General features: G+C 66.7%; 16 protein-coding genes and 1 tRNA gene. 14 read left to right on the forward strand and 3 right to left on the reverse strand.

The features are described 5' to 3' along the window. Positions 1–182 precede the first annotated feature (182 nt). From VF167_00230 to VF167_00240, 3 genes are read left to right on the forward strand one after another with little or no spacing between them, the layout of a single operon-like run. Positions 183–1,367 (forward strand): YbdK family carboxylate-amine ligase, encoded by a 1,185-nt coding sequence (locus VF167_00230; protein HEX6923824.1) that lies wholly within the window; start codon positions 183–185, stop codon positions 1,365–1,367. After that, on the forward strand, positions 1,364–2,242 hold the full coding sequence (locus VF167_00235; protein ID HEX6923825.1) for a 50S ribosomal protein L11 methyltransferase: 879 nt from the start codon (positions 1,364–1,366) through the stop codon (positions 2,240–2,242). The genes VF167_00230 and VF167_00235 overlap by 4 nt, the downstream gene beginning before the upstream one ends. Positions 2,243–2,254: 12 nt before the next feature. Beyond that, positions 2,255–2,608: a histidine triad nucleotide-binding protein gene (locus VF167_00240; GenBank protein HEX6923826.1), complete on the forward strand. Its 354-nt coding sequence runs from the start codon at positions 2,255–2,257 to the stop codon at positions 2,606–2,608. 83 nt (positions 2,609–2,691) lie between these two features. Here VF167_00240 and VF167_00245 read toward each other — a convergent pair. Then, positions 2,692–2,764 (reverse strand) — tRNA-Ala (locus VF167_00245). Positions 2,765–2,831: 67 nt separating this feature from the next. On the opposite strand from VF167_00245, the gene VF167_00250 reads away from it, so the two are divergent. The 4 genes from VF167_00250 to VF167_00265 all read left to right on the forward strand — a co-directional run bounded on the left by VF167_00250 (position 2,832) and on the right by VF167_00265 (position 7,993). Beyond that, entirely contained in the window at positions 2,832–4,619 is a 1,788-nt protein-coding gene (locus VF167_00250) for a sodium/solute symporter (GenBank protein HEX6923827.1), read from the forward strand. Beyond that, complete coding sequence (locus VF167_00255) at positions 4,616–5,368, forward strand: glucosamine-6-phosphate deaminase (GenBank protein ID HEX6923828.1); 753 nt, start codon at positions 4,616–4,618, stop codon at positions 5,366–5,368. The genes VF167_00250 and VF167_00255 overlap by 4 nt, the downstream gene beginning before the upstream one ends. Further along, positions 5,365–6,372, forward strand: a complete 1,008-nt coding sequence (locus VF167_00260; protein ID HEX6923829.1) for a hypothetical protein — start codon at positions 5,365–5,367, stop codon at positions 6,370–6,372. Before VF167_00255 ends, VF167_00260 begins: the two co-directional genes overlap by 4 nt. A 181-nt stretch (positions 6,373–6,553) precedes the next feature. Continuing rightward, positions 6,554–7,993: an arylsulfatase gene (locus VF167_00265; GenBank protein HEX6923830.1), complete on the forward strand. Its 1,440-nt coding sequence runs from the start codon at positions 6,554–6,556 to the stop codon at positions 7,991–7,993. 67 nt (positions 7,994–8,060) lie between these two features. Here the strand turns inward: VF167_00265 and VF167_00270 are convergent, their stop codons facing one another. Next, the gene (locus VF167_00270; GenBank protein ID HEX6923831.1) at positions 8,061–9,176 is read right to left on the reverse strand and encodes a multiheme c-type cytochrome; all 1,116 of its coding nucleotides are present in this window, start codon (positions 9,174–9,176) and stop codon (positions 8,061–8,063) included. Between the two features lie 591 nt (positions 9,177–9,767). Between VF167_00270 and VF167_00275 the strand changes: the two genes are divergently transcribed. After that, a complete protein-coding gene (locus tag VF167_00275; protein ID HEX6923832.1) occupies positions 9,768–12,965 on the forward strand; it encodes a TonB-dependent receptor in 3,198 nt (1,065 codons plus the stop codon). 66 nt (positions 12,966–13,031) lie between these two features. Then, positions 13,032–14,801 (forward strand): RagB/SusD family nutrient uptake outer membrane protein, encoded by a 1,770-nt coding sequence (locus VF167_00280; GenBank protein HEX6923833.1) that lies wholly within the window; start codon positions 13,032–13,034, stop codon positions 14,799–14,801. 167 nt (positions 14,802–14,968) lie between these two features. Here the strand turns inward: VF167_00280 and VF167_00285 are convergent, their stop codons facing one another. Continuing rightward, on the reverse strand, positions 14,969–16,837 hold the full coding sequence (locus tag VF167_00285) for a heparinase II/III family protein (GenBank protein ID HEX6923834.1): 1,869 nt from the start codon (positions 16,835–16,837) through the stop codon (positions 14,969–14,971). 124 nt (positions 16,838–16,961) lie between these two features. On the opposite strand from VF167_00285, the gene VF167_00290 reads away from it, so the two are divergent. The 5 genes from VF167_00290 to VF167_00310 all read left to right on the forward strand — a co-directional run bounded on the left by VF167_00290 (position 16,962) and on the right by VF167_00310 (position 22,738). After that, a complete protein-coding gene (locus VF167_00290) occupies positions 16,962–18,827 on the forward strand; it encodes a tyrosine/phenylalanine carboxypeptidase domain-containing protein (GenBank protein HEX6923835.1) in 1,866 nt (621 codons plus the stop codon). Then, positions 18,824–19,864, forward strand: a complete 1,041-nt coding sequence (locus tag VF167_00295) for a hypothetical protein (protein ID HEX6923836.1) — start codon at positions 18,824–18,826, stop codon at positions 19,862–19,864. Before VF167_00290 ends, VF167_00295 begins: the two co-directional genes overlap by 4 nt. A 246-nt stretch (positions 19,865–20,110) precedes the next feature. Next, positions 20,111–20,785 (forward strand): alpha/beta hydrolase family protein, encoded by a 675-nt coding sequence (locus VF167_00300; GenBank protein ID HEX6923837.1) that lies wholly within the window; start codon positions 20,111–20,113, stop codon positions 20,783–20,785. 104 nt (positions 20,786–20,889) lie between these two features. Further along, entirely contained in the window at positions 20,890–21,468 is a 579-nt protein-coding gene (locus tag VF167_00305) for a DJ-1/PfpI family protein (GenBank protein ID HEX6923838.1), read from the forward strand. Between the two features lie 76 nt (positions 21,469–21,544). Then, positions 21,545–22,738, forward strand: coding sequence for a pyridoxal phosphate-dependent aminotransferase (locus tag VF167_00310; GenBank protein HEX6923839.1), 1,194 nt, complete (start codon positions 21,545–21,547; stop codon positions 22,736–22,738). Positions 22,739–22,755: the final 17 nt, after the last annotated feature.

A 22,755-nucleotide genomic window follows, 5' to 3' on the forward strand; every position in this document is an offset into this window, starting at 1 on the left:
ACGGTAGTAGAGCGGCATGTCCAAACAGGTGGTCTCACGATCGCCGCAATGGCGGCTTGGCATATTGTAGCGTAAGATCGAGTATCGACGGGCTTGCCCTGAAGCATTAGCATTGTCTGTCGGAAACCGTGTGGTGACGGGCCGACCCCTTAACCGGGCGCCGAGCGCCGGGAGTCACACCAATGGCGAGTGAAGTCCGCGGTGAGTTCACCGTCGGGGTGGAGGAAGAATATCAGCTCGTCTCCACCACGAGCCGGGAGCTGGTGAGTCGTGCGCGGCACGTACTGGCGGCGGACTGGGCGGGTGAGCTCCAGGCGGAGGTGCACGAGTCGATGGTCGAGGTTGGCACTCACGTCTGCAGCAATGCCGCTGAGCTGGCCTCCGAGCTGAGTCGGCTGCGCCTCCAGGTCGCCTCCACGGCGGCGAGCCAGGACCTTGAAGTGGTCGCCGCGGGTGTGCACCCGTTCAGCTCCTGGGAGGGGCAGTTGATGACCCGCGGAGCGCGCTACGATCGCATCCGCGAGCACTTCGCGCGCGTGGTGCGAACCGAGCAGGTTTTCGGGATGCACATACACGTGGCCATCCCTTCGAGTGAAGATCGCGTACGGCTCCTCGTTGCCACACGCTGGTTCACCCCGCACCTTCTCGCCCTTTCCTCCAGCTCGCCAATCTACGAAGGGCGCGACACGGGATTCGCCAGTTACCGGAACATCCTCTGGCGGCGACTCCCGCTGACCGGCCCCTTCCCGGGCGTCCACTCGGAGGAGGAGTACGCGCGGTTCGTAGCGCTGCTGGTCGGCTCGGGAGCCGCGATGGACGAGGGCACCATCTACTGGAGCATCCGTCCGCACCCGGAGTACCCGACGGTGGAATACCGCATCTCCGATGTCTGCCCGCGACTGGAGGATGCCGTGGCGATCGCGGCGCTGACCCGGGCGCTCACCGCCGCTGCCGCCGCGGGCAGCCTCGCCCATCCGACCACCGGCCTGGTCGACGCGGCGGACGTGTCGGTCATCTCGGCGAACGAGTGGACGGTGGCGCGATACGGATTGGACGCACGGATCATCGATCCCAGCTCCACCTCCGGAACCGTCTCGATTCGCGATGCGATCCGCCGGCTGGTCGACGAACTCGCACCGATCTCCCGACAGCTCGGCGACGGCGAAGTGCTGGCAGGCATCGGGGAGATCCTGGAGCGCGGCAACGCCTCCGATCGAATGCGCGAACGGATGACACACGGTCGGGACCTCACTGATCTGGTTGCATGGCTGGTGGGCGAATCGACGTTGGGCACGGGGATGGATCGGCGGGACTCGCAGCGCGAGGGTTGGAAGGACGAGGCCGCTTCGGCGCAGATGGAGTCGTGAGCCCGGAGCGCTGGTTCGTGCTCTCGGCGCGGCTCCCCCTGTATGACCCGCTCCGCGAGCTGCTCGGGGAGGGGCTTCTTGCTCTCGGCGGCCTTTCGGTGGCGGAAGAGGGAGAGCTGCTCGTCACCTATCTTCCACCGCCCGACGATCCCGAGGCTTTCCTCGAGCACGCCCGGTCCTTCCTGATGGAATGGATCCTAGACGACGAGCCTCCGGAGCTCGCCTGGTGGTGGCAGGAGGACGAGGACTGGTCCCGGGAATGGAAGAGGGGTCTGGGGCCGCGCCAGGTGACCGACCGAATCGTGACCAAGCCGTCGTGGGTGGCCTACGACGCCGCGCCGGGCCAGATCGTCATCGACATCGATCCCCAGATGGCGTTCGGCACCGGCGAGCACGCCACCACGCGGGGATGCCTGCGTCTGCTGGACGGCCAGGTGCAGGCTGGCGATCGCGTGCTGGACGTCGGCTCAGGGTCGGGCATCCTCTCCATCGCAGCCGTACGGCTGGGCGCACGCGAGGTCGTCGCGATCGAATACGACGCGGACGCGAACGTGAACGCCCGGGAGAACCTTGCCCGGAACGAGGTCGACGACCGCGTTCGGCTCATCGAGACGATGGCCAATCCGGCCTTGATCGCCGCCGAAGGCCCCTTCGACCTCGTCATGGCCAACATCCTGAGCAGCGTGATCCAACCGTTGCTGCCCGTCTTTCGCGTGGCGCTCTGTCCGAGAGGACGGGTGATCGTGAGCGGCATCCTCCAGCGGGAGCGCGACGAGGTGGTGGCCAGCGCCGAGGCCGCGGGGCTGCGCGTGGCGAGGGAGGACCGGGAAGAGGATTGGTGGTCCGCCCTGCTCGTGCCTGTCCAGGAACCCTGATCGACGAGAGAAATGGCCGAGAACTGCATCTTCTGCAGGATCGTCGCGGGCGAGCTGCCCGCCTCCATGGTCTACGAGGACGAGACGGTGGTCGCCTTCAAGGACATCCGTCCCCAGGCCCCGGTACACGTGCTGGTGGTGCCGCGGGAACACGTCGATTCGATCGCCCACCTCGACGACTCCCACGCGGAGATGGCGGGAAAGACGATTCTCGCGGTGGAAAAGGTGGCGCGGGCCGTGGGCGGGCTGGAGGAGGGCTATCGGGTGATCATCAACTGCGGCGAGGCGGGCGGCCAGACCGTCCCGCATCTGCACCTGCATCTCCTGGGCGGGAGGCGGTTTTCCGAGGGGATGGTGCGCGACTGAGGGCGCCCGGTCGGCGGGGATCCATCTCCTGAACGCGCGAAGGCCCTGCCACATTTCACGACAGGGCCTTCGTTCCGTTCCAGTGGAGCGTGGGGGGCTCGAACCCCCGACCCCCGGCTTGCAAAGCCGGTGCTCTCCCAGCTGAGCTAACGCCCCTCAATCCACGAAAAATAGCCAATTTGCGCGATCCGGTCAACTTCAGCTCCCAGCACGCGCGTTTGCCGTGATCGAGTCTCAGCTCCAGACCCCGGACTACATCGTCGTCGCCGGCTACTTCGTCGTGCTCCTCGCCATCGGCGTGTACCTGAAGCGCTTCATGCGCCAGGCGGGCGACTACTTCACCGGCGGCCGACGCATGCCCTGGTGGCTGGCCGGGGTGTCGTACTACATGACGACCTTCTCGGCCTTCGCCTTCGTGGCCTACGGCGAGGTCGCGTACCTCTACGGCTGGGTCGCGGTGACACTCGGGTGGGTCTCGGTGCCAGCCTGCCTGGTAGCCGCGCGTTGGACGGCGAGCCGCTGGCGACGGGCGCGGGTGGACACGCCGGTCGAGCTGCTGGAGGCCCGCTACAGTCCCTTCTTCCGCCAGCTCTTCGCCTGGAGCGGCTTTCCCCTACGCATCGCGGACGATGGACTCCGTCTCTATTCCCTCGGGGTCTTCGTATCCGTGGCGATGGGGATGGACATCTTCTGGGCCATCACCGTCTCGGCGGTCGTACTCCTGGTCTACACCTTCCTGGGAGGGCTGTGGGCGGTGGCGGTGACCGATTTCGTGCAGGGCATCGTCCTCTTCCTCGCCCTCCTGATCATCTTCCCGCTGGCGCTGGTGCGCGGAGGCGGGTTCGACGGGTTGCTGGAATCCGCCCCGTCCGCCGGGTACCTGAGCGCCTTCAACCCGCCGTACTCCGCCGTCTACGTGCTGGGCTTCTTCATCCTGATCCTGCTCAACTACAACGCGGGTTGGGCGCTGGTGCAGCGCTTCTACAGCGTCGAGGACGAGGGGGAGGCGAGGAAGGTCGGGCTCCTGGCCGCGGCCCTGCACGTGATCGGACCGCCGCTCTTCTACCTGCCGGTGATGCTGTCGCGCGACCTGCTGGCGGGACTCGAGAACACCCGCGACGCCTACGCCGCCATGTCGCTCGAGTTGCTACCAGTCGGGCTGATGGGGGTCATGATCACGGCGATGTTCGCGGCATCGATGTCCACCTTGAGCTCCGAGTACAACGTGCTCGCCAGCGTGGCCACGCGGGACATCTACCAGCGGCTCTTCCGACCGAACGCCTCCGAGGAGCACCTGCTGCGAGCGGGCCGCGTGTTCACCGTCGTCATCGGCCTGGTGATCCTGGGGATCGGGCTGCTGGTGGCGCTCTATCCCGATACGCCGCTCTTCAGCATCATGGTCACCGTGTTCGGGGTCGCGGTCGCGCCGATGATGCTGCCGCTGCTCGGGGGCCTGTTCTTCCGTCGCCTCTCGAAGCGCGGGGCGATGTTCGGCTTCCTGGTCGGGCTGATCACCGGCTTCGCCACCCTTGCCCTGCAGCGGCTCTACCTGCCGGGGCTGGGGCGCTTCGATCCGGAGTGGATCACCTTCGAGTTCGGCGCCTACGCGATCTTCATCAACGTGGGGGTGACCGTGCTGGCGATGATTGCCTACACCGTCTTCGAGCGCCGCGACGCGGAGGAGGTGGAGCGCAGCCGTCGCTTCTTCGCGCGCATGGACACTCCACTCGAGGCGGATCGGGAGCCGGCGGTCGAGCCTGCGGCGGAGTCGACGCCGTCCCCCTTCCGTGCGACCGGGCTCGGTACGGCCGGTATCGGGGTGCTCCTCCTGGGCGCTGCCTTCTTCACCGCGACACGACAGGGCATGATGATCGACGTGGCGGCGGGTATCGCGCTCACGGTCGGCGGGCTCTGGATGTACCGCCGGTCTACCTCCGAACCGAGGGCCTCGGTCGGGGTGATGGATGAACAACGGCGGGAAACCCTCACCGGTGCGGAGCGGAGATCGTGAAGATCGACATCGCGGAGACCAAGCAGATCATGGGTGAGCGGGCGGCGGCGCTGGGTGCGGAGCGTCTGCGGGAGGCGCTGCGGCGAGACGGTAAGGCCGCCATCGTCCTCGCCACCGGTGCCTCGCAGTTCGAGATGCTCGCGGCGCTGGTGACGGAACCCGAAGTCGACTGGGGACGCGTCACCGCCTTCCACCTCGACGAGTACGTCGGACTTCCGGCAACCCATCCGGCCTCGTTTCGCCGCTACATGCGCGAGCGGTTCGTGGAGCGGCTGCCGACGCCGATCGGCGCCTTCCATTACATCGACGGAGAGGCGGATCCGGCAGCGGAGATCGCACGTCTCTCCGACCTGGTGAGGCGTACTCCGCTGGCGGTAGGCTTCGTCGGCATTGGTGAGAATGGCCACCTGGCGTTCAACGATCCCCCGGCGGACTTCGAGACTGAGGAGCCTTACCTGCTGGTAACGCTGGACGACGCCTCGCGTCGCCAGCAACTAGGGGAGGGGTGGTTCCCCTCGATCGAGAGCGTGCCCCGGGAGGCGATCTCCATGTCCATCCGCCAGATCCTCTCGGCCGACACCATCGTCTGCACCGTGCCCGACCAGCGGAAGGCCGAGGCGGTGCGCGCCGCCGTGGCCGGGCCGGTAACGGCGGAGGTTCCGGCGTCGGTACTGCAGCGACATCCCCGCTGTCATCTCTTCCTCGACCGCGCCTCGGCATCGCTCCTCTCGTCAGGCGCGGCGTCGTGAGCGACCTCCTGCCGCACCGCTTCTCCGGGCCGGCGCTGCTCGACCTGCAGGTCAACGGCTACGGGGGCTTCGATTTCAACTCCGATCCGGCTACCTGGGCGGCCGCGGATTTCCGCCGGGTGCGCGACGGCCTGGCAGGGCGCGGGGTGGCCGTCGTCCTGCCGACCCTGATCACCGCTCCGACCGACCGGCTCGTTGCCGCGGCCCGGCGCTACCGGGAGATCCTGCGGGAGGATCCCGAACTGGAGCCGAACTTTCCGCGCCTGCACCTCGAAGGCCCCTTCATCTCGCCCGAAGACGGCCCGCGCGGGGCGCATCCGCGGGAATCCTGCGCTTTGCCGGTCGAGCAGCCCGATCTGGTGTGGCGGGTGATGGAGGAGAGCGGGGGAAGGGTGGGGTTGGTGACCCTGGCGCCGGAGCTGCCCGGCGCGCTGGAGCTGGTCGAGCGCCTGAGCGAGGCGGGTATCGTGGTGGCGATCGGACATACCGCCGCCTCCGCCGAATGCCTCGACGCGGCGGTACGGGCGGGCGCTCGCCTGTCGACGCATCTGGGGAACGGGTCGCACCAGATGCTGCCGCGGCTCGACAACTACGTGCAGGCGCAGCTCGGAGACGACCGCCTGGCGGCCAGCTTCATCGCGGACGGGCACCACGTGCCCTGGTACACATTGAAGAACTTCCTCCGGGCGAAGACGGCGGCTCGGTCGATCCTGGTGAGTGACTCCGTCGCCGCCGCCGATGCACCGCCGGGCCGCTATTCGATCGGCGACGCCGTCGTGGAGGCGACGCCGAGCGGACGGGTCCAGGTGCCCGGGCAGCCAAACCTCGCGGGCTCGTCACTCACCCTCGACCGCGCCGTGGTGAACGTGGCAACCCATTGCGGCTTCGGGTTCGAGGAGGCGTGGGCGATGGCCTCCACGACCCCCGCGGCCCTGCTCGGACTGACGCCACCACGGGAGGTCGAGGTGGAGGTGTCGGCGGAGGGGTGTAGGGTGGTCTCCTAGCCCCGGTCGCTGTCACAAAATCGAACGGGGACAGGCCTTTTTCGGCCAAACCTTGCGCGGACGGGCTACGTGCGTTCACGTACCCCGGCGCTAACGTCCGGCCGCCCGGCCGGGCGAATGACCCGATCTCCTGCAGGGGGCGTGCGGCGTCCCCTCACCTTCCATTTCCAGTGTCAGCCCGATGAGACCTCTCGCGACCACCGTTCTGGCGATCTCCGCCCTGACAGCGTGCGGGCCTTCGGCCCCAGCAACCTCCTCGCAACCGGGGCCGCCCAATATCGTCATCATCATGGCGGACGATATGGGTTGGGGCGATATCCAGCCTTACGGCCAGGAGAAGATCCAGACACCGAATCTCGCCCGCATGGCGGCTGAGGGAACGCGTTTCACGGCGTTCTATGCCGGAAGCACGGTCTGCGCGCCGTCGCGGAGCGTGCTGCTGACCGGGCAGCATACCGGCCACACGCCGATCCGGGGGAATCGCGAGGTCTTGCCGATCGGGCAGGCGCCGCTGCCCGCCGAGGCGGTCACGCTTGCTGAGGTCCTCAAAGACCGCGGCTATGCGACGGGAGTGTTCGGCAAATGGGGGCTGGGTGCGCCGGAGTCCGAGGGGATTCCCACTCGCCAGGGCTTCGACGAGTTCTTCGGCTACCTCGATCAGCGGCGGGCGCACTTCTACTACCCGGAGTTCCTCTGGCACAATGAGACTCGCGTGCCCCTGCCGAACCGGACCGAGCCCGCCCCCAACACGGTGGGTGCCGGTCGGGCGTTGGAGAAAGGGGAGTATAGCCACGACCGCATCGCCACCGAGGCGCTCGAGTTCATCGACGAGCATCGCGACGGTCCCTTCTTCCTCTACGTTCCATTCACCATCCCGCACGCTGAGCTGGCCGCGCCGGAGGACGCGTTCGCGCCGTACCTGGACGCAGACGGCAACAGCATCTTCCCCGAGACACCTTTCCCCGGGGAACACTACGGCCCGCAGCCCATGCCGCACGCGGCCTACGCGGCGATGATATCACGCATGGACCGCGATGTCGGCCGCATCCTCGACCGTCTGCGGGAATACGGACTGGCCGAGAACACCATCGTGCTCTTCACCAGCGACAACGGTCCCAGCGTGGAGGGCGGTTCCGACCCGGACTTCTTCGCGAGCTCTGGCCCCTTCCGCGGGCGCAAGCGGGACCTCTACGAGGGGGGGATTCGCGTGCCGATGATCGCCTGGGGTCCGGGGCGCATCCCGGCGGGCGCGGAGAGCGACCAGGTCTGGGCCATGTGGGACATCTTCCCGACGGTGGCGGAGCTCGCCGGTGCCTCGGTACCGGACGAGGTCGACGGTCTCTCCATGGTGGCCGCGCTGACCGGTGAAGGGGAGGCTCCGGAGCACGACTACCTTTATTGGGAGTTCTACGAGCGCGGGAGCGCCCAGGCGGCACGCATGGGGGACTGGAAGGCGGTGCGCCAGCCGATGCTCAGCGGGGAGATCGAGCTGTACAACCTGGCGACCGATCCCCGCGAGTCCCAGGACCTGGCGGCCTCTCACCCGGATCTGGTGCAGCGCTTCCTGGAGATCATGGAGGAGGCGCACACGCCGTCCCCCATGTGGGAGGTGCCCAGCTAGCCGCTTGTCGCTCACGGGAGGCCGCGCACCCGGCTCCGCCGGCGAGCCTGGCGCGCGCGCCTCGAGGTCACTGGTAGACCGCGATGCGGTGACTCCTCACCCGCGGCTTCAGCACCCTGCCGAGCTGGTCGCCGACGATCACGTTGGTCTCCACATTGGGCATGTGGCAGTCGACGCAGTTGCCGGGCATGGCGGCACCGTGGTCGGCGTCGAGGGACTCGCCGGGTACGTGGCAGGAGGTGCAGACGGCGGTGAACTCGCTGATGTCGCGCTGCGGCCGGTGCACGTCGTGGCAGGTAGAGCAGGTCATGTCGCTCTGCTGGAAGCAGGCGCTGCGGGCCAGCAGGGCAACCTGGTTGCCGTGCACGTCCACCGGCTCGTCTGGCGAGGGCTCCGGCTGGTGAAGGTAGGCCGACAGCGGCTCCCCCGGTCGGTAGGAGAAGGGCGGCTGGATCGACTCGCCGATGCCCCCATGGCAGAGTGCGCATCCGTCTACTCGCCGCTCCCGCGGAAGATCAGCGGGGTTCACGATCGCCGCGCTCCGGAGCCATCGCCACACGCTACCGGTCTGAGCCCAGCGAACGTGCTCGCCCCCCGCCCCGTGACAGGTCTGGCAGGAAATCCCCGGGACGAGCGACGCCGTATCGTACCGATTGCCGCCGCCCAGGGAGGGCAGCGAGGCGGCGTAGGTGGAATGGCACTCCAGACAGCGCGGCGGAACCGGACGATTGAAGTTCGCGACGCCGTCGCGATACCCCGGGCTGTTCGCCCAGCCGATCCCGGTCCAGTGGGAGATGGGGAGCTGGAAAAGGAGGTCGCTCCGCCAGTAGAGGTATGACTGGCCCTTTCGCCCCGATCCGACGACGATGTCGAAGCGTTCGATCGTGCGTGTCGTGTCGCTTCCGCTACTCTCCACGGCCTCCTGGAAGAAGTCTCCTCCCGCCTGGACCATCCGGAAGAAGAGCCGCGGGTTCGAAGTTCTGAGGACGTTCTCCCCTTCCGCAAAGCTCCCGTGAATCGTCTCCGCGCTGGCCGGCGCCGAGGTGCCAGCGTGCGCGGTGCCGAGGAACTCGGCTTGCTCCTGATGACAGGCGACGCAGGTCGAGTCGCCCACCAGCGTTTGGGATGCCAGACGTAGCGCCTCCGGCTCATGGCAGCCGAGAACGATCGACAGCAGCGGCAACGACCACACAGCACGGGAGGACCTGAAGCGGACGGCGAGCATATCGTGCGGAGGGGTGTGTGGGGGATGGACTCCACGCGGGCGTGGTCGCAGGGATGGGTCTCCAGAGCATAGCCTGGAGCGTCATCCCTGGAAAGATGGCGGTGGGCACGCGGATGGAGGCGCCGGACCCGGTTTGCTTGCCCCACAGGACGTCAAGTCATAAGATGATCAGGACTATACACGCCACGAAGCCGACGTGCGACCGTGCTCCTCCTGCGGTCGTGAGCTTCCCTGCTTTCCCATCGGGAGCCTGAGGCCTTCGTACGCCACGCCTTGCCATGCGAACCCTCCTCGCGTTCATCCAGCTCGCGCTTGCGTCTGTTCGTGCGGCCGATGCGGCCGCGTCCGGTCCGTTGCCTTCACCTCCGCTTTCACCTCCAACGAAAGGATTGCCCGCCCCCACGTAACCAGTCCGGTAGTTCGTTCCGCTCTCAATCGCGACGATTTCGGTCCACTCCAGCAGCGATGTGCGAACCACCAATGGGAACGAATCAATGTAGGATTCCGCGGAGCCTCGCGAGTCAGGATCCCGCCCCCGATAGAGGGTGGATGCGGTCCGGACGGCGGGGTTTTCTCGTCCTGGCACTCCTGCTCTTCTCCGCGGTGCCGGCCGTGGCCCAGCACGCCATCTCGGGCCGCGTTACGGACGCAACAACGGGACAGCCGCTGCCAGGCACGCAGGTGAACGTCCAGGGAACCGGGATCTCCACGCTGACCGATACGGACGGCCGGTTCCAGCTGACGGCTCCGTCCCCCAACGACGTGATCGTATTCTCGAGGCTCGGCTACACGACCGTCGAGGTTGCGATCGACAACCGCACCGAGATCAACGCCCAGTTGACCTCGAGCGCGGTGGAGTTGGAGGGGGTCGTGGCGATCGGGTACGGGGAGGCGCGACGCGCCACCCTGACGGAAAGCGTGGGGGTCGTCGAAGCCGAAGAGATTCAGAAGGCCACCATTGCCAGCCCCGACCAGGCGATTCAGGGACGCGTCTCCGGCGTTCAGGTGACGACCGAGTCCGGAATCCCCGGCGCGCCGGTGGCGATGCGAATCCGCGGGGTGGGCACGGTGGGCAACACCCAGCCACTCTTCGTGATCGACGGCGTTCCGATCGGCAAGGGAACCGCCGGGACTGCGAGCCCGCTAGCCACCATCAACCCGAGCGATATCGAAAGTATCTCTGTTCTGAAGGACGCGTCGGCGGCATCCGTCTACGGCATGCAGGCGGCCAACGGGGTAGTGCTGATTCAGACCAAGCAGGGCCGACTCGGCAAGCCGACGATCCAGTACGACGCCTACTACGGGATACAGCGCTTCCCGAAGTACTTCGACCTCAACGACGCGCAGGCGTGGTTGGCGCTGGAGCGGGAAGCGATCGACAACGAGAACAGGTACTTCGGCCGGGTGCCGGGGACTCCCGAGTACGAGTTGCAGCACCCCGATCTGCGGGACGGCTCTCCGGTGCTGCCGCAGTTGCTGGCGCGCAACACCGACTGGACAAGAGTGGGGATTCACAACGACGCGCCGATCACCAACCACAACATTTCGATCTCCGGCGCCTCGGAGGACGTCAACTACTACGTCTCGGGCGGGTTCTACCAGCAGGACGCCATCGTCGACAAGTGGGATCTGCGGCGGTACAGCTTCCGCGCGAACAGTGATTTCAACATCACGAACTGGTTCCGCGTGGGAGAGAACTTCTCGGTCTCCAACCAGACGACTCTGCGGGGCTCGGCCAACTACGGCGACGGCACGATCCTGAACAATGTGCTGCAGCAGCCGCCGATCTTCCTGGCCTATGACCCCGCCCTCGTCAGTCCAACCAACCCCAAGGGGCTGACCGGGAACTATCAGACCGCGGGATTCACCCGACCGAACCTCAACTCCACCAACCAGCTGGTGGACGTGAACGATCGCACTACCCGTGTGATCGGCAGCGTCTACGGCGAGGTCGACCTGCTTCCGGGCCTCACCGTCCGCTCGCAGAACTCCGTCGACTGGGGGATCAATAGCATCTACTTCTGGCAGCCGGAGCTCACCAACGAGATGACGGGCTTCGCTCGGGCGGAGATCGCCGAGGACATTCGCAGCGACAACTACACCCTGGTCTCCACCAACACGGCCAACTACGTCGCGTCTTTCGGTGACCACAATCTCGAGCTCCTCGGCGGGCTGGAGACCAACATCTTCCGCGGCAACAGCCTGAGCCTGCAGACGACCGGCTTCGTCAACACGATCTACGAGCTGCGGCGGATCGTGGCGCTTGGCGACCAGATGCTGAAGAAGGGCGGCGGTGCCGGAGAGCAGAACCGCGTGGGATACATCGGACGCCTGAACTACAACTACGCCGACAAGTACCTGCTCACCGCCAGCATCCGTCGCGACGGAGTGTCGACCTTCGCACCGGGGCACCAGTGGGGGACCTTCCCGGCGATCTCGGCGGGCTGGCGCGTCACCGAGGAGCCCTGGTTCAACGTACCCTGGATCAACGAGCTGAAGCTCCGTGGCAGCTGGGGTCAGCTTGGCAACTCCGAGATCACGGGTGGGCAGTACCCGCAGTACGTGTCCGTGCTGCTCTGGGCCGACTACGAGATCGGCGGGCAGGTGCAGCTCGCGCCGACTCCGCAGCCACGACTGGCCAATCCGGAGCTGAGCTGGGAAACCAACGAGACCACCGACATCGGCTTCGAGACCAGCCTCTTCGACAACGCCTTCGATTTCGCCGCGACCTATTACCGGCGCGACACGAAGGACTTCCTCCTGGCGATTCCGGTGCCGGTGCTCTCGGGCTTCCGCGAGGCGCCCGTGAACGTGGGCTCGGTGCGGAACAGCGGATGGGAGTTCCAGGCGGGCTACAACACGGTTCTCGCCAACGATCTCCTACTGGGCATCAGCGCCAACCTGACCACGGTAAAGAACGAGTTGCGCTCGCTCACCTCGGGAGTCGAGGAGTACCAGCAGGATGGCATCTACCGGACCCAGGTCGGATTCCCCATCGGCCACTTCTTCGCATACAAGACCTGTGGGGTGTACCAGACCAACGAGGAGGCCTCGCAAGTCGTCGACAATACCATCGGCGGAAACCACGCCGAAGCCGGCGACATGTGCTTCCAGGACATTCGCGGGGAGTACGAAAGGGATCCCGAAACGGGTGAGCTCATTGAGACGCCTCCGGACGGGATGATCACCCCGGCGGATCGGACGTATCTCGGCAAGACGATTCCTGATGCCTACTACGGCATCAACTTCAACGCCGCCTACCGCAACTTCGACCTGACCGCCTTCTTCACCGGCGTAACGGGCGTCCAGGCGTACAACCAGGTGCGGCGCAGTCTGGAGACGATGGCGGGTGGCGGGGGCAACCAGCTCGCTACCACTCAGAATCGGTGGACGCCGGAGAACCCGAGCAGGACCATGCCGCGCGCGATCGGCGGCGACCCCGCCGGCAACGCCCGCCTCTCGGATCGCTGGATCGAGGACGCCGACTACTTCCGGCTGAAGACGCTGCAGATCGGATATACGTTGCCCGACGATATCTTCGGCAGCGCGGTGCGCAACACCCGGATCTACCTGTCCGCTACCAACCTGTGGACGCTCACGGACTACAGCGGGCTGGATCCGGAGTTCACCTCGCGCGGCAACGCCTTCAACGAGGCGAGAAACCAGTCGCAGCTCGGGGCCGGTACGGACGACGGCAACGTGCCGCAGCCGCGCATCTTCCAGATCGGAGTCAGCACCACCTTCTGAGGCGCATCCCGCCCTGGCCCGACTGAATCCGGTCGGGTCGGGGAGGGATCGGAGATTCTTCTATCGATGCCAACTCTCATGTTCACTACCCGCAAGCGAGTCGCCCTAGGGGTGGTGGTGCCCGTCGCCTGCGCGCTGGTGCTCGCGCGCTGCGACGGATTGCTCGATACCCAACCGTTCGGCTCGCTCAATACCGGCACTTTCTATAAGACGGCGGGAGATTTCGAGGCGGCTACCATCGGGGCCTACTCGACCCTCCAGAACCTTACCTATAGCGGGCGCGACCAGTCGATCTTCGAGCAGATGCTCCTGCCGGACGACGACACCCGCGCCCCCGGCTCGGACGAGGACAGCGATTTCTCCTGGACGCCGACGAACAACAGCATCGGCTACATCTGGGACGTCAGCTATCGCGGGATCCTCCGGGCCAACCTGATCCTGCAGCAGCTGGAGCTGACCGACCAGCTTACCCCGGAGGAGATCGCTCGGTTTTCGGGCGAAGCGAAGTTCGTGCGTGCCTACTTCAACTTCATTCTCGCCCGGATGTTCGGGACCCCTCCGGTGGTGACGCAGGTCGCGTCATCGATCGAGGAGACCCGGCTGGCTAATTCGCAACCCGGAGAGATCTGGGACCTGATCGAGGCCGATCTCGAGGATGCGATTACCGGTCTGGCGGGGCTCGACCTGGAAGATGGGCGCGCCAGCGAGTGGGCGGCGCGTGCCCTCCTCGGGAAGGTCGAGCTGTACCGGGCCCAGTGGTTCAATCAGCCGGAGAAGTATGCCGAGGCCGAACAGCACCTGCAGGAAGTGGTGAACAGCGGGCAGTTCTCGCTGGTCCCCTACAAGGACAACTTCGACTACCGCACCGAGAACAACGCGGAGTCGTTGTTCGAGCTGCAGGCCTCGTTTGGCACCGACATCAACGGCTGGGCGGCGACCGACGAGAATGGCGGCGGCGCCTCCGCGGGAACGGGCCGTCCGCTGGCAACGGGCGCGGGCGGTTTCAACGGTGTGAACGCGCCGGGCGGGTTCGACTGGGGTGACGGTGGGATCATCATGACCCGGACCTTCGTCGACTTCTTCGAGCGCTACGACTCCGCCACCGTCACCGTTCCCGGCACCGGGCAGCAGGTCAAGGTGGTGGTGCGTGATCCGCGCGCGTACTGGACGTTCTACTCCACGGGCGAGCAGTACGGACGCGCGTGCGACGGCCAGCAGCCGGTTCCCTACAACTTCGTCTGGGGCTGTCAGGGCGCCAATGTGAACGCGACGGAGGCGGCGAGCTGGTCGGTGACGGGCCACACACCGGCCAAGTACATCCGCCCGTACGAGAACTACGCGGGTGGACAGATGCTGAATCAGTCGGTGAGCCAGAACAACGAACGGCTAATCCGCTATGCCGACGTGCTGCTCCTGCTGGCAGAGGCGAAGATCCTCGGCAGCGGCGACCTGGCCGGTGCCGCGGCTCTGATCAATCAGGTGCGCGCTCGTGCGCGGGACGCATGGGACTCGGCGTACGGAGCCGCCTCGGCCGACGCGGATCTGTATGCGAGTTTCACCAAGCCGGCGAACCTGCTCCCCGACGTCGTCCCGGTGTCGCAGGAGCAGATGTTCGAGGCGCTGATGTACGAGCGCAGGGCGGAGCTGTCGCTGGAGTTCTCGCGCTTCGCCGACCTCGTGCGCTGGCTGCGGGCGGGCCTCATCGACCGCTCGGACATCGATTTCGGTGACGACACGGCCAACTCGCGCTTCAACCCGGAGGTCCACCTACTGCGGCCCATTCCGCTCGGGGAGATGGACCTGAACCCGAACCTGCAGCAGAACCCCGGCTACTGAGGCTTCCGTAAGTCCGAGGGTCGACGAAGAACCCCGCGCGGCTTAGGCGCCCCGCGGGGTTCCTTTTGATTGCTGCCCGAGGCATCTGACCGGGCCCGAGGGCGCCTGCACACCAACGTTGCGGACCAGAGAGGCATCTTGCAGGGAATCGGCCCGTAGGGCCGCCTCTACTGGCCGACCTCCATCCGCACCTCCAGCTCCATCGCCTCTGCGGGGCCCATCTCAAAGCCGATCATGCGGGTTCCGGGATTCGGGGAATCGTGCGCCGCAGGGGGCCGCTCCGTTTCGTAAAGCCTCAACTCCGCGGCCTCGGGCGCCACCACTTGCAGGCGAAGCGCCTTGCCGTTCTGCCGCAGGACGGCTTCGTGCGGGGAGCGGATCTCCACCTCCGCGCGGGTGACCATCCCCCAGCGCACCGGGCCGCCGAAGACGTCCTCCAGCCGGTCGCGCACCACCACCTCTCCCACTCGCACGATCTCCACCTCCCGAACGACCCTCTCGGCCTGCCCACGGTAGACGGGCGTTAGGTCAACCACCGTCCGGTTGGGAGTGTGCTCGATGATCCGCGCGTGACCCTCGACGTCGTGCGGCGCGCCGCCGATCACCAGGGTATTGTGCGATAAGTTGTTGTTGCGGAAGACGCGCCAGCGGTCGCTCTCCTGCTCGCGGTTCCACAGGTCCATGCCGAGCGACTCGATACGGTTGTAGTCCTCCGCCCCCAGGTCGTGCGCCCACCGTTCCCCGGCCGCGTCGAGCACGAACGAGCCTGCGTCCATCTGCCCGTGCGGACCGGCCGCAAAGCCTGCCTTCACCCCCACGAAGGTCGCATCGGGGTCCCAGGAGGTCCGGTGCATCGCCACCCCGATCTCGCCGCGCCCCACCCAGTGCAGCGGCATGCGGTTCTCGGCCGGGGTCTCCTGCTCCGGCATCCAGAGCAGGGCAAAGGGGAGGAGACGGGCTCCCGCACCCTTCACTTCCATCGCCTCTTCCGAGCGGAGGTACCGCGGGAGCAGCTCGTTCTCCAGCAGGAGCCAGTCGGGCCGCTGAAATCGTTCGGCGAACCAGTACAGGGCGGGGAGAGGTCCGCGCGTGGGCCCGCCGTCGGCGTAGTTGAAGAAGAGGCCCGTGGGGCCCGTAGCGTGGTTGATGTATTCGGCGGTGCGGTCGAAGCCAGGCTCGCGTGTCAGCTCGAAATCAGAGCCGAGCACGGACTCGAGCTCGGCGATCAGGATTACGTTGAAGGAGGTGCCGTAGTCCCAGTAACCGGGACCCTCCGGATAGGTCCCGTCGGGGGAGAAAGAGGCCTGCATAGACCGCGGTACGCTGGCCACCGCGCTGTGCACGACCTCGGTAGCCATTTCGCGATCCACTTCCAGCAACGCCAGCGCCGCCGCGCTGATTCCCGCTGTACAGACCTGTCCCCAGTTGTTCGTCGCCGTGAAGCACTCCCCGTGGGTCCTCCAGGCTTCGATCCCCTTCTCCAGCAACGCCGTCCGGATGATCTGACGATCGTCCGGTGAGAGCTCGTCGAAGAGCCAGTCGTAGCCGACCGCCACCGCCAGCGACATCTCCGCGGTGTCCAGGAAATGGCTGGGGTTCCAGTCAGGGAAAGCGGAGACGGCCAGGAGCTCCTCACGGGCTCGCTCCAGGAAGCGCTGGTCGCCACTGATGCGATACACCATGGAGAGGGTCAGGATACGACGCAGGGCCTTGCGAGATTCGCTCAGTAGTCGCCGTCCTGTGACCACGTGCTCTACCGGGGCGACGGACAGCATCGCCTCGGCCTGCAGGCGCAGGGTCTGGTAGAGCTCCCGCGCGCGTGCATTCCGCTCGATCTTCTGCCGGATCTGGGAGAAAGTCGAATCGCTCGCGAAGAGCCGAGGGTGCTCGCTACCCGCAGCCACCACGCGGGTGCGAATCTCCTCGAGGCTCACCTCGTGGGCGCGAACCCCCTCGACGCTCGCATCTGTGGGTTCCTGCGCAGCGACGACACCAGGGAGTGCGATTGCCAGGGCGACGACGGTAGCTCGAATCATGGCTCGCGAAGAGGTGGATGAGGGTGCCAACGGTCCGCGAGAGGAGGGACCGGGCTGGTGAGAGGGGTCACGCTGGCGAGCTCCTTGCTCTGCCTCCGCTCCGTTCGAGCCGCAGAGGAGGGCCGTGACCACGACTGCACTGAAGCCATCCCAGCTGAACGAGATCGCCGCGCGGATCGAGCGACGCGAGGCGGTGAAGCTTCAGCTCCCGGACGGCGGTCGGCTCAGCCTCGAGCGCGGACTGCCCTACCTCTTCGTTCATCGCGCGTCGGAAGAGGGCAGGGACGAAGGAACGGTGCGCCTGCTCGGCGGAGAAGCGGCCGTCCTCGCGGCCACGACGGGGGCAAAGGGCGTCGACGCGCTGGTGCGGCGCGTCGCCGAAGCAGGATCCAATACCTATGGCGCTTTTCTCGTCCTCGAGCTGTGGGCCGGGCCTCCAGGGAGCACCACCTTCGCGGTGCGCGGTCCGGCTGGCCCGGCGCCCGAAACGGTCGAAGCGCTCACGCGGGAGCTCGAAGAGGTCGCTCAGCTCTATCCGGGGCTCGACGTCGCGTTTCAGGAAAGTGATGAACGCGGTCCCCCTGGCGCCACCCCTATCCTCTCCATCCGCGAGAGCTGGGAGCGCGGCATCCTGTATCTGGGGCTGGAGATCCCCCCGATCTATCGCGACGGACCGGACGGTCCAGTGTACCCCCGCTTTCTCCGGCGCCTGCAACGCGCCCTTTCACGGGCGCTGCGACAGACGGCGTACGAGTTCATCCGGGTCCAGACCACCTTCGAGCTGGAAAACTATCACGCGCTGGGAACGCAGACCGTCGCCGACTTCGTCCGGGAGGCGGATCGCGCGCTGGCTGCAATCGAGCGCTCCTTTTCGCTGCTGATCCTCACCTCGCCGGTGAACATTGCCGAGGCCTGGGATCGCTTCCGCGCAGATCAATATCAGCGAGACCCGGTCTTCCACTACCGGCTGCTGCCGATGGATCCGGATCTGCTCAAGCGGCAACTCTACAACGTGCCCCTGGAGCTGATCGAGGATCCGGCCCTAGCCTACCTGATGCAGGATAAGCGCGAGGAGCTGGACCGACAGCTATCGATGCTCGGCGAACGCGGATCGCCCGACTTCCGCTTCGGCAGCATGCGCCTCTACGGAGCGGTGGATGACGAGCTCCTCGAGGTGGCGACCGAGCTGCTGCGGACCATCCCGCCGCCCCGGGGCAGGCCCGCCACCCGCGAGAGGTGGGTGGACTCGCGTGAGTTCCTGCGCGCGGCCGAAGCGGAGTTTGCCCACTATGCGCAGCGGCATCCCGCCATCCTGGATCGGAAGATCGAGATCCGGCCCGACCTGGTCGGGCTGATGGTGTCCGAAGGAAACCTGCTGATCGGCTCGCACCTGCGCATCGCGCCGAGTCGGGTCGGGGCCCTGCTCCATCACGAGGTCGGCACCCACGTGCTCACCTTCGTGAACGGCGCCGCGCAGCCGTTCGAGCAGCTGTCCCTCGGCCTGGCGGGCTACGACGAGTTGCAGGAAGGACTCGCCGTGCTCGCCGAGTACCTGGTCGGCGCCCTTGATCGGAGCAGGATGCGCCTGCTCGCCGCGCGGGTGCTGGCCGCCCACGCGGTCGAGCAGGGCGCCACCTTCGTCGAGACATTCGCTCTGCTGACAGGTGGGTACGGATTCACGCCTCGGGGCGCGTGGCACATCGTGGCCCGGGTATTCACCTGCGGGGGCTTCACTCGCGACCTGATCTACCTTCGCGGCCTCATCAGTCTGCTCGCGTATCTCCGCTCGGGTGGAGACCTGCATCCGCTCTACATCGGCAAGATCGCGCAGAGGCACATCCCGGTCGTGGAGGAGCTGCGGCATCGGCGCATCCTGCGCGCTCCGCCTCTCGTTCCGCGCTTCCTCGACGACCCCGCCGCGTTGCGCCGGCTCGAGGCGGTCAGGGCAGGGATCCCGCTGATCGCACTCGTCACAGAAGACCAGCCATGAGAATCGGGTTCGTCGTCAACGACGTGGACACCGAGGTGCCGACCGCAGCGACCGTGCTGATGGCGTGGTCGGCCGCGACCCTGGGCCACGAGGTCTTCCTCATCGGCGTGGGAGACCTCACCTACCGCACCGATGGAACGATTGCCGCCGAAGCCCGCCCCGCTCCGGAGGCCACGGATCAGAAGCGCTTCATCGAGGCGGTGCAGGGACGGGACGCGCCCCGCGAGCGCCTGGTCTGCACCGACCTGGACGTTCTCTGGCTGCGCTACAACCCGGCGGAAGGGGAAGGGGATGCCCTGTGGGAGCGGGACGCGGGCATGGCCTTCGGCCAGCTCGCCATGCATCACGGTGTGATCGTCCTCAACCATCCCTACACACTCTCCTTCGCAGTCAACAAGAGTTACCTCCAGCACTTCCCGGAGTGGGTGCGGCCGCGCACGATCATCACCCGTAACGTGGGCGAGATCCTGGACTTCTACCGCAAGGAGAAGAAGAGCATCGTGCTGAAGCCGATGCACGGCTACGGGGGCAAGGACGTCTATCTGCTGCGGGAGGACACCAGCAACCTCAAGCAGATCGTGGAGACGATCACCCGGTCCAGCTATGTGATCGCTCAGGAGTACCTACCCGAAGCCAAGAAGGGCGACGTACGATTCTTCCTCGTCAATGGCCGCCCGCTCCTGGTGGATGGGAAGTACGCCGCTCTGCGGCGGGTGGGCGCGAGTGGTGACTTCCGCAGCAACATGTCGGCGGGCGGGAAGCCGAGAGCCGTGCGCGTCACCGAGCGCATGCTGGAGATCGCCCGGGCGGTTGCGCCGCGCATCATCGCCGACGGCCTCTTCTTCGTGGGTCTGGACATCGTGGGCGATCGCCTGGTCGAGATCAACACGATCAGCACCGGCGGACTCAACGCCGCGAGCAAGCTCGCGGGCACGAACTTCGGCATCGAGGTGATCCGGGCCATCGAGCGCAAGGTGGAGTATCGCCGCGCCTATGGCCCGCGACTCACGAACCGCGAGCTGGCCACGATGGACTAGCTGCGCCGGGCCCTTACAGGGGGCTGACGCCTTGTCCGCGGCGGGGCTCGGCTCATCGAAAGCGCCCGTGCCTAAAGGGAGGTGGACTGTCGGCGCAGTCAACGCGGCACGGCCCACGGCCCTGGACCGGCGACGCGGACGAGCCCCGCCCGGCGATCGCCCGCTCACGCGCAGCGACTTGCTGCCCCGTCCGAGCCAACCGAGATTGCCTCCGCTGTCGACCCAGGAACCAGAGGCGGAGGAAAAGTGGCGACGATCGTGATCGTTCACGGGTGGTGGTCTGGCGGCTGGTACTTCCAGACCACGGCCCGAAAGCTCCGGGCATCGGGGCATGAGGTGTACACCCCGACGGTCACCGGAGTAGGGGAGCGGGTGCATCTCGCCTCCCCCGAGATCACCCTCGAAACCCATGTCCAGGACATCGTCAACGTTCTCGAATTCGAGGACCTGCGTGACGTGGTGCTGGTCGGGTACAGCTACGGCGGGATGATTGTGACGGTGGTCGCCGACCGCGTCCCCGAACGTATCCGCAGGATCGTCTATCTGGACGCGTTCGTCCCGCGCGATGGGGAGGCGCTGCAGGACATCATCCCGGAGCTGGCGGCCCGCATGGAGGCGCTGGCCAAGGAGAAGGGCGATGGCTGGCGCATCCCCCGCGAGCCGCCGCAACCTCGCAAGACTCCGCAGCCGCTGGGCCCCTTTCGCGATCCCGTCCGCCTTCGCAATCCTGCGGCGAACGCGATTCCGCGCAGCTACGTCCTCTTCTCCGGGAACAGCTTTCCTCACGCTCCGGTAATGGCCCGCATGGCCGAGCGCGCCCGTGAGGGTGGCTGGGAGGTAATGGATCGGCCCTGGGACCACACGGCGCCGGAAACCGAGCCGATCGCATTGGCGGAGCTGTTGCACGAGCTTGCGGATTGAGACGGCCCCGTGGCGTCCTCTTGCGTCCCCCCGCCAGCATACTGATCTTACGAATTCCGACCCCACGGATCCCCTTGCACCCCCAACCCTGCCAGGAGCTTCGCATGGCACGGAAGATCCTCATCATCACCGGCGACGCCGGCGAGACCTACGAGACGCTCTACGCGATCCACCGTTTCCGCGAAGCGGGCTACCAGCCGGTCGTCGCGGCTCCGAGCAAGCGGCGACTGCACCTGGTCATCCATGACTTCGAGCCAGGCTGGGACACCTACGTGGAGCGCCCCGGATACCTGGTCGAGTCGGACGTCACCTTCGACGAGGTGAAGGTCGACGAATACGAGGCGGTGTTGGTGATCGGCGGGCGCGCCCCCGAATACCTGCGCAACGACCAGCGGGTACTCCGCATCGTGCGCGAGTTCCGGGACCAGGATCGCTGGGTTTTCGCCATCTGCCACGGCATCCAGGTGCTGGTGAGCGCTGGCTTCGCACCGGGAGCCCAGATGACGTGCTACGAGCACGTGCGCTACGAAGTAGAAGCGGCCGGGGGCACCTGGCACCCGCAGCAGGCGGTCCGCGACGGCAAGATGGTGACTGGCCAGACCTGGCAGTCTCATCCCGAGTTCTATCGCGAGATCTTCGCCTGCCTCGAGCAGTCGGTGCCCGAGGCAATCGCCGCCGACTGACCCGCTCCATTGTCGGAACGCCCCGCGCCGCGGCCCCTCAGACGGGTCGCGGGCGGGGCATTTCGTGACCCGAACGATGACTCTCAGCACACCGATCACTGGCGGAGAAGCGGCGCGGACGCGTGCCATGCAGTCGCCGATCATCCCGATCGTCGGGGGGCTTGCCCGTAGCACCCCCGGGACGATTTCGCTCGGCCAGGGGGTGGTCTTCTACGGGCCGCCTCCGCAAGCGTTGGAGAGCCTCGCCAGCTTCGTCCCGGTGGCGGGGAACCACCTCTATGGCCCGGTCGACGGATCGCCCGAGCTGCAGGAGGAGATCCGCAAGAAGCTCGCGGCCGACAACGGGATCCGCCTCGCCGACGGCCAGCGAGTGGTGGTCACGGCGGGCGGAAACATGGCGTTCATGAACGCCATCAGCGCCATCGTGGATCCCGGCGACGAGGTCATCCTGCCGCTGCCGTACTACTTCAACCATGAGATGGCGGTGACCATGGTCGGGGGGAGAGTGGTCACTGTCCCCACCGGGGAGGACTACCAGCTGGACCCGGAGGTCGTGGCGCGAGCCATTACCGAACGGACGCGCGCAGTGGTGACGGTGTCCCCGAACAACCCCACGGGGGCGGTCTACCGCGAAGAAGTTCTGCGGGCAATCAACCGTCTCTGCCGCGAGCGCGGCGTCTATCACATCAGCGACGAAGCCTACGAATACTTCGTCTACGACGGCGCCTCACATTTCTCGCCCGGCTCGATTGAGGGGAGCGAAGAGTATACCATCTCGCTCTTCTCGCTCTCGAAAGCGTACGGCTTCGCCAGCTGGCGTATCGGCTACATGGTGGTGCCGGAGCACCTCTGGATGGCGATTCGCAAGGTGCAGGACACCGTCCTCATCTGCCCACCGCTGGTGTCGCAGCACGTTGCCGCCGCGGCGCTGCGGGTCGGCGCAGCCTACCCGCGGGAGCAGCTACGCGAGATCGCGCGAGCGCGACGGGCGGTGCTGGACCAGCTCCGGGCAGTCGAGTCGTTCTGCACAGTGATTCCGACGGAGGGTGCCTTCTACCTGCTGCTCCGGGTTGATCTGAGCCAAGACCCCGTGGCGCTGGTCGAGCGCCTCATAAAGGAGCATCGGGTCGCGGTCATCCCGGGCACCACCTTCGGGCTGGAAGACGGCTGTTACCTGCGTCTGTCGTACGGAGCCCTGCGGGTCGCGGAGGTGGAGGAGGGGGTCGGGCGATTCGTTCGCGGCCTGAGCGCGATTGCGGCGGAGCGGTGAGCGGAGGGAGGGATTAC

The sequence above is a fragment of the Longimicrobiaceae bacterium genome (genome assembly GCA_036375715.1).
Lineage (GTDB): Bacteria > Gemmatimonadota > Gemmatimonadetes > Longimicrobiales > Longimicrobiaceae > DASVBS01.

Excerpts from the sequence above, each read along its gene's own strand:
- VF167_00305 (HEX6923838.1), top strand. The coding sequence starts at position 20,890 with ATGGCACGGAAGATCCTCATCATCACCGGCGACGCCGGCGAGACCTAC.
- VF167_00240 (HEX6923826.1), top strand. The coding sequence starts at position 2,255 with ATGGCCGAGAACTGCATCTTCTGCAGGATCGTCGCGGGCGAGCTGCCC.
- VF167_00280 (HEX6923833.1), top strand. The coding sequence starts at position 13,032 with ATGCCAACTCTCATGTTCACTACCCGCAAGCGAGTCGCCCTAGGGGTG.
- VF167_00230 (HEX6923824.1), top strand. The coding sequence starts at position 183 with ATGGCGAGTGAAGTCCGCGGTGAGTTCACCGTCGGGGTGGAGGAAGAA.
- VF167_00285 (HEX6923834.1), bottom strand. The coding sequence starts at position 16,837 with ATGATTCGAGCTACCGTCGTCGCCCTGGCAATCGCACTCCCTGGTGTC.
- VF167_00275 (HEX6923832.1), top strand. The coding sequence starts at position 9,768 with ATGCGGTCCGGACGGCGGGGTTTTCTCGTCCTGGCACTCCTGCTCTTC.
- VF167_00295 (HEX6923836.1), top strand. The coding sequence starts at position 18,824 with ATGAGAATCGGGTTCGTCGTCAACGACGTGGACACCGAGGTGCCGACC.
- VF167_00310 (HEX6923839.1), top strand. The coding sequence starts at position 21,545 with ATGACTCTCAGCACACCGATCACTGGCGGAGAAGCGGCGCGGACGCGT.
- VF167_00265 (HEX6923830.1), top strand. The coding sequence starts at position 6,554 with ATGAGACCTCTCGCGACCACCGTTCTGGCGATCTCCGCCCTGACAGCG.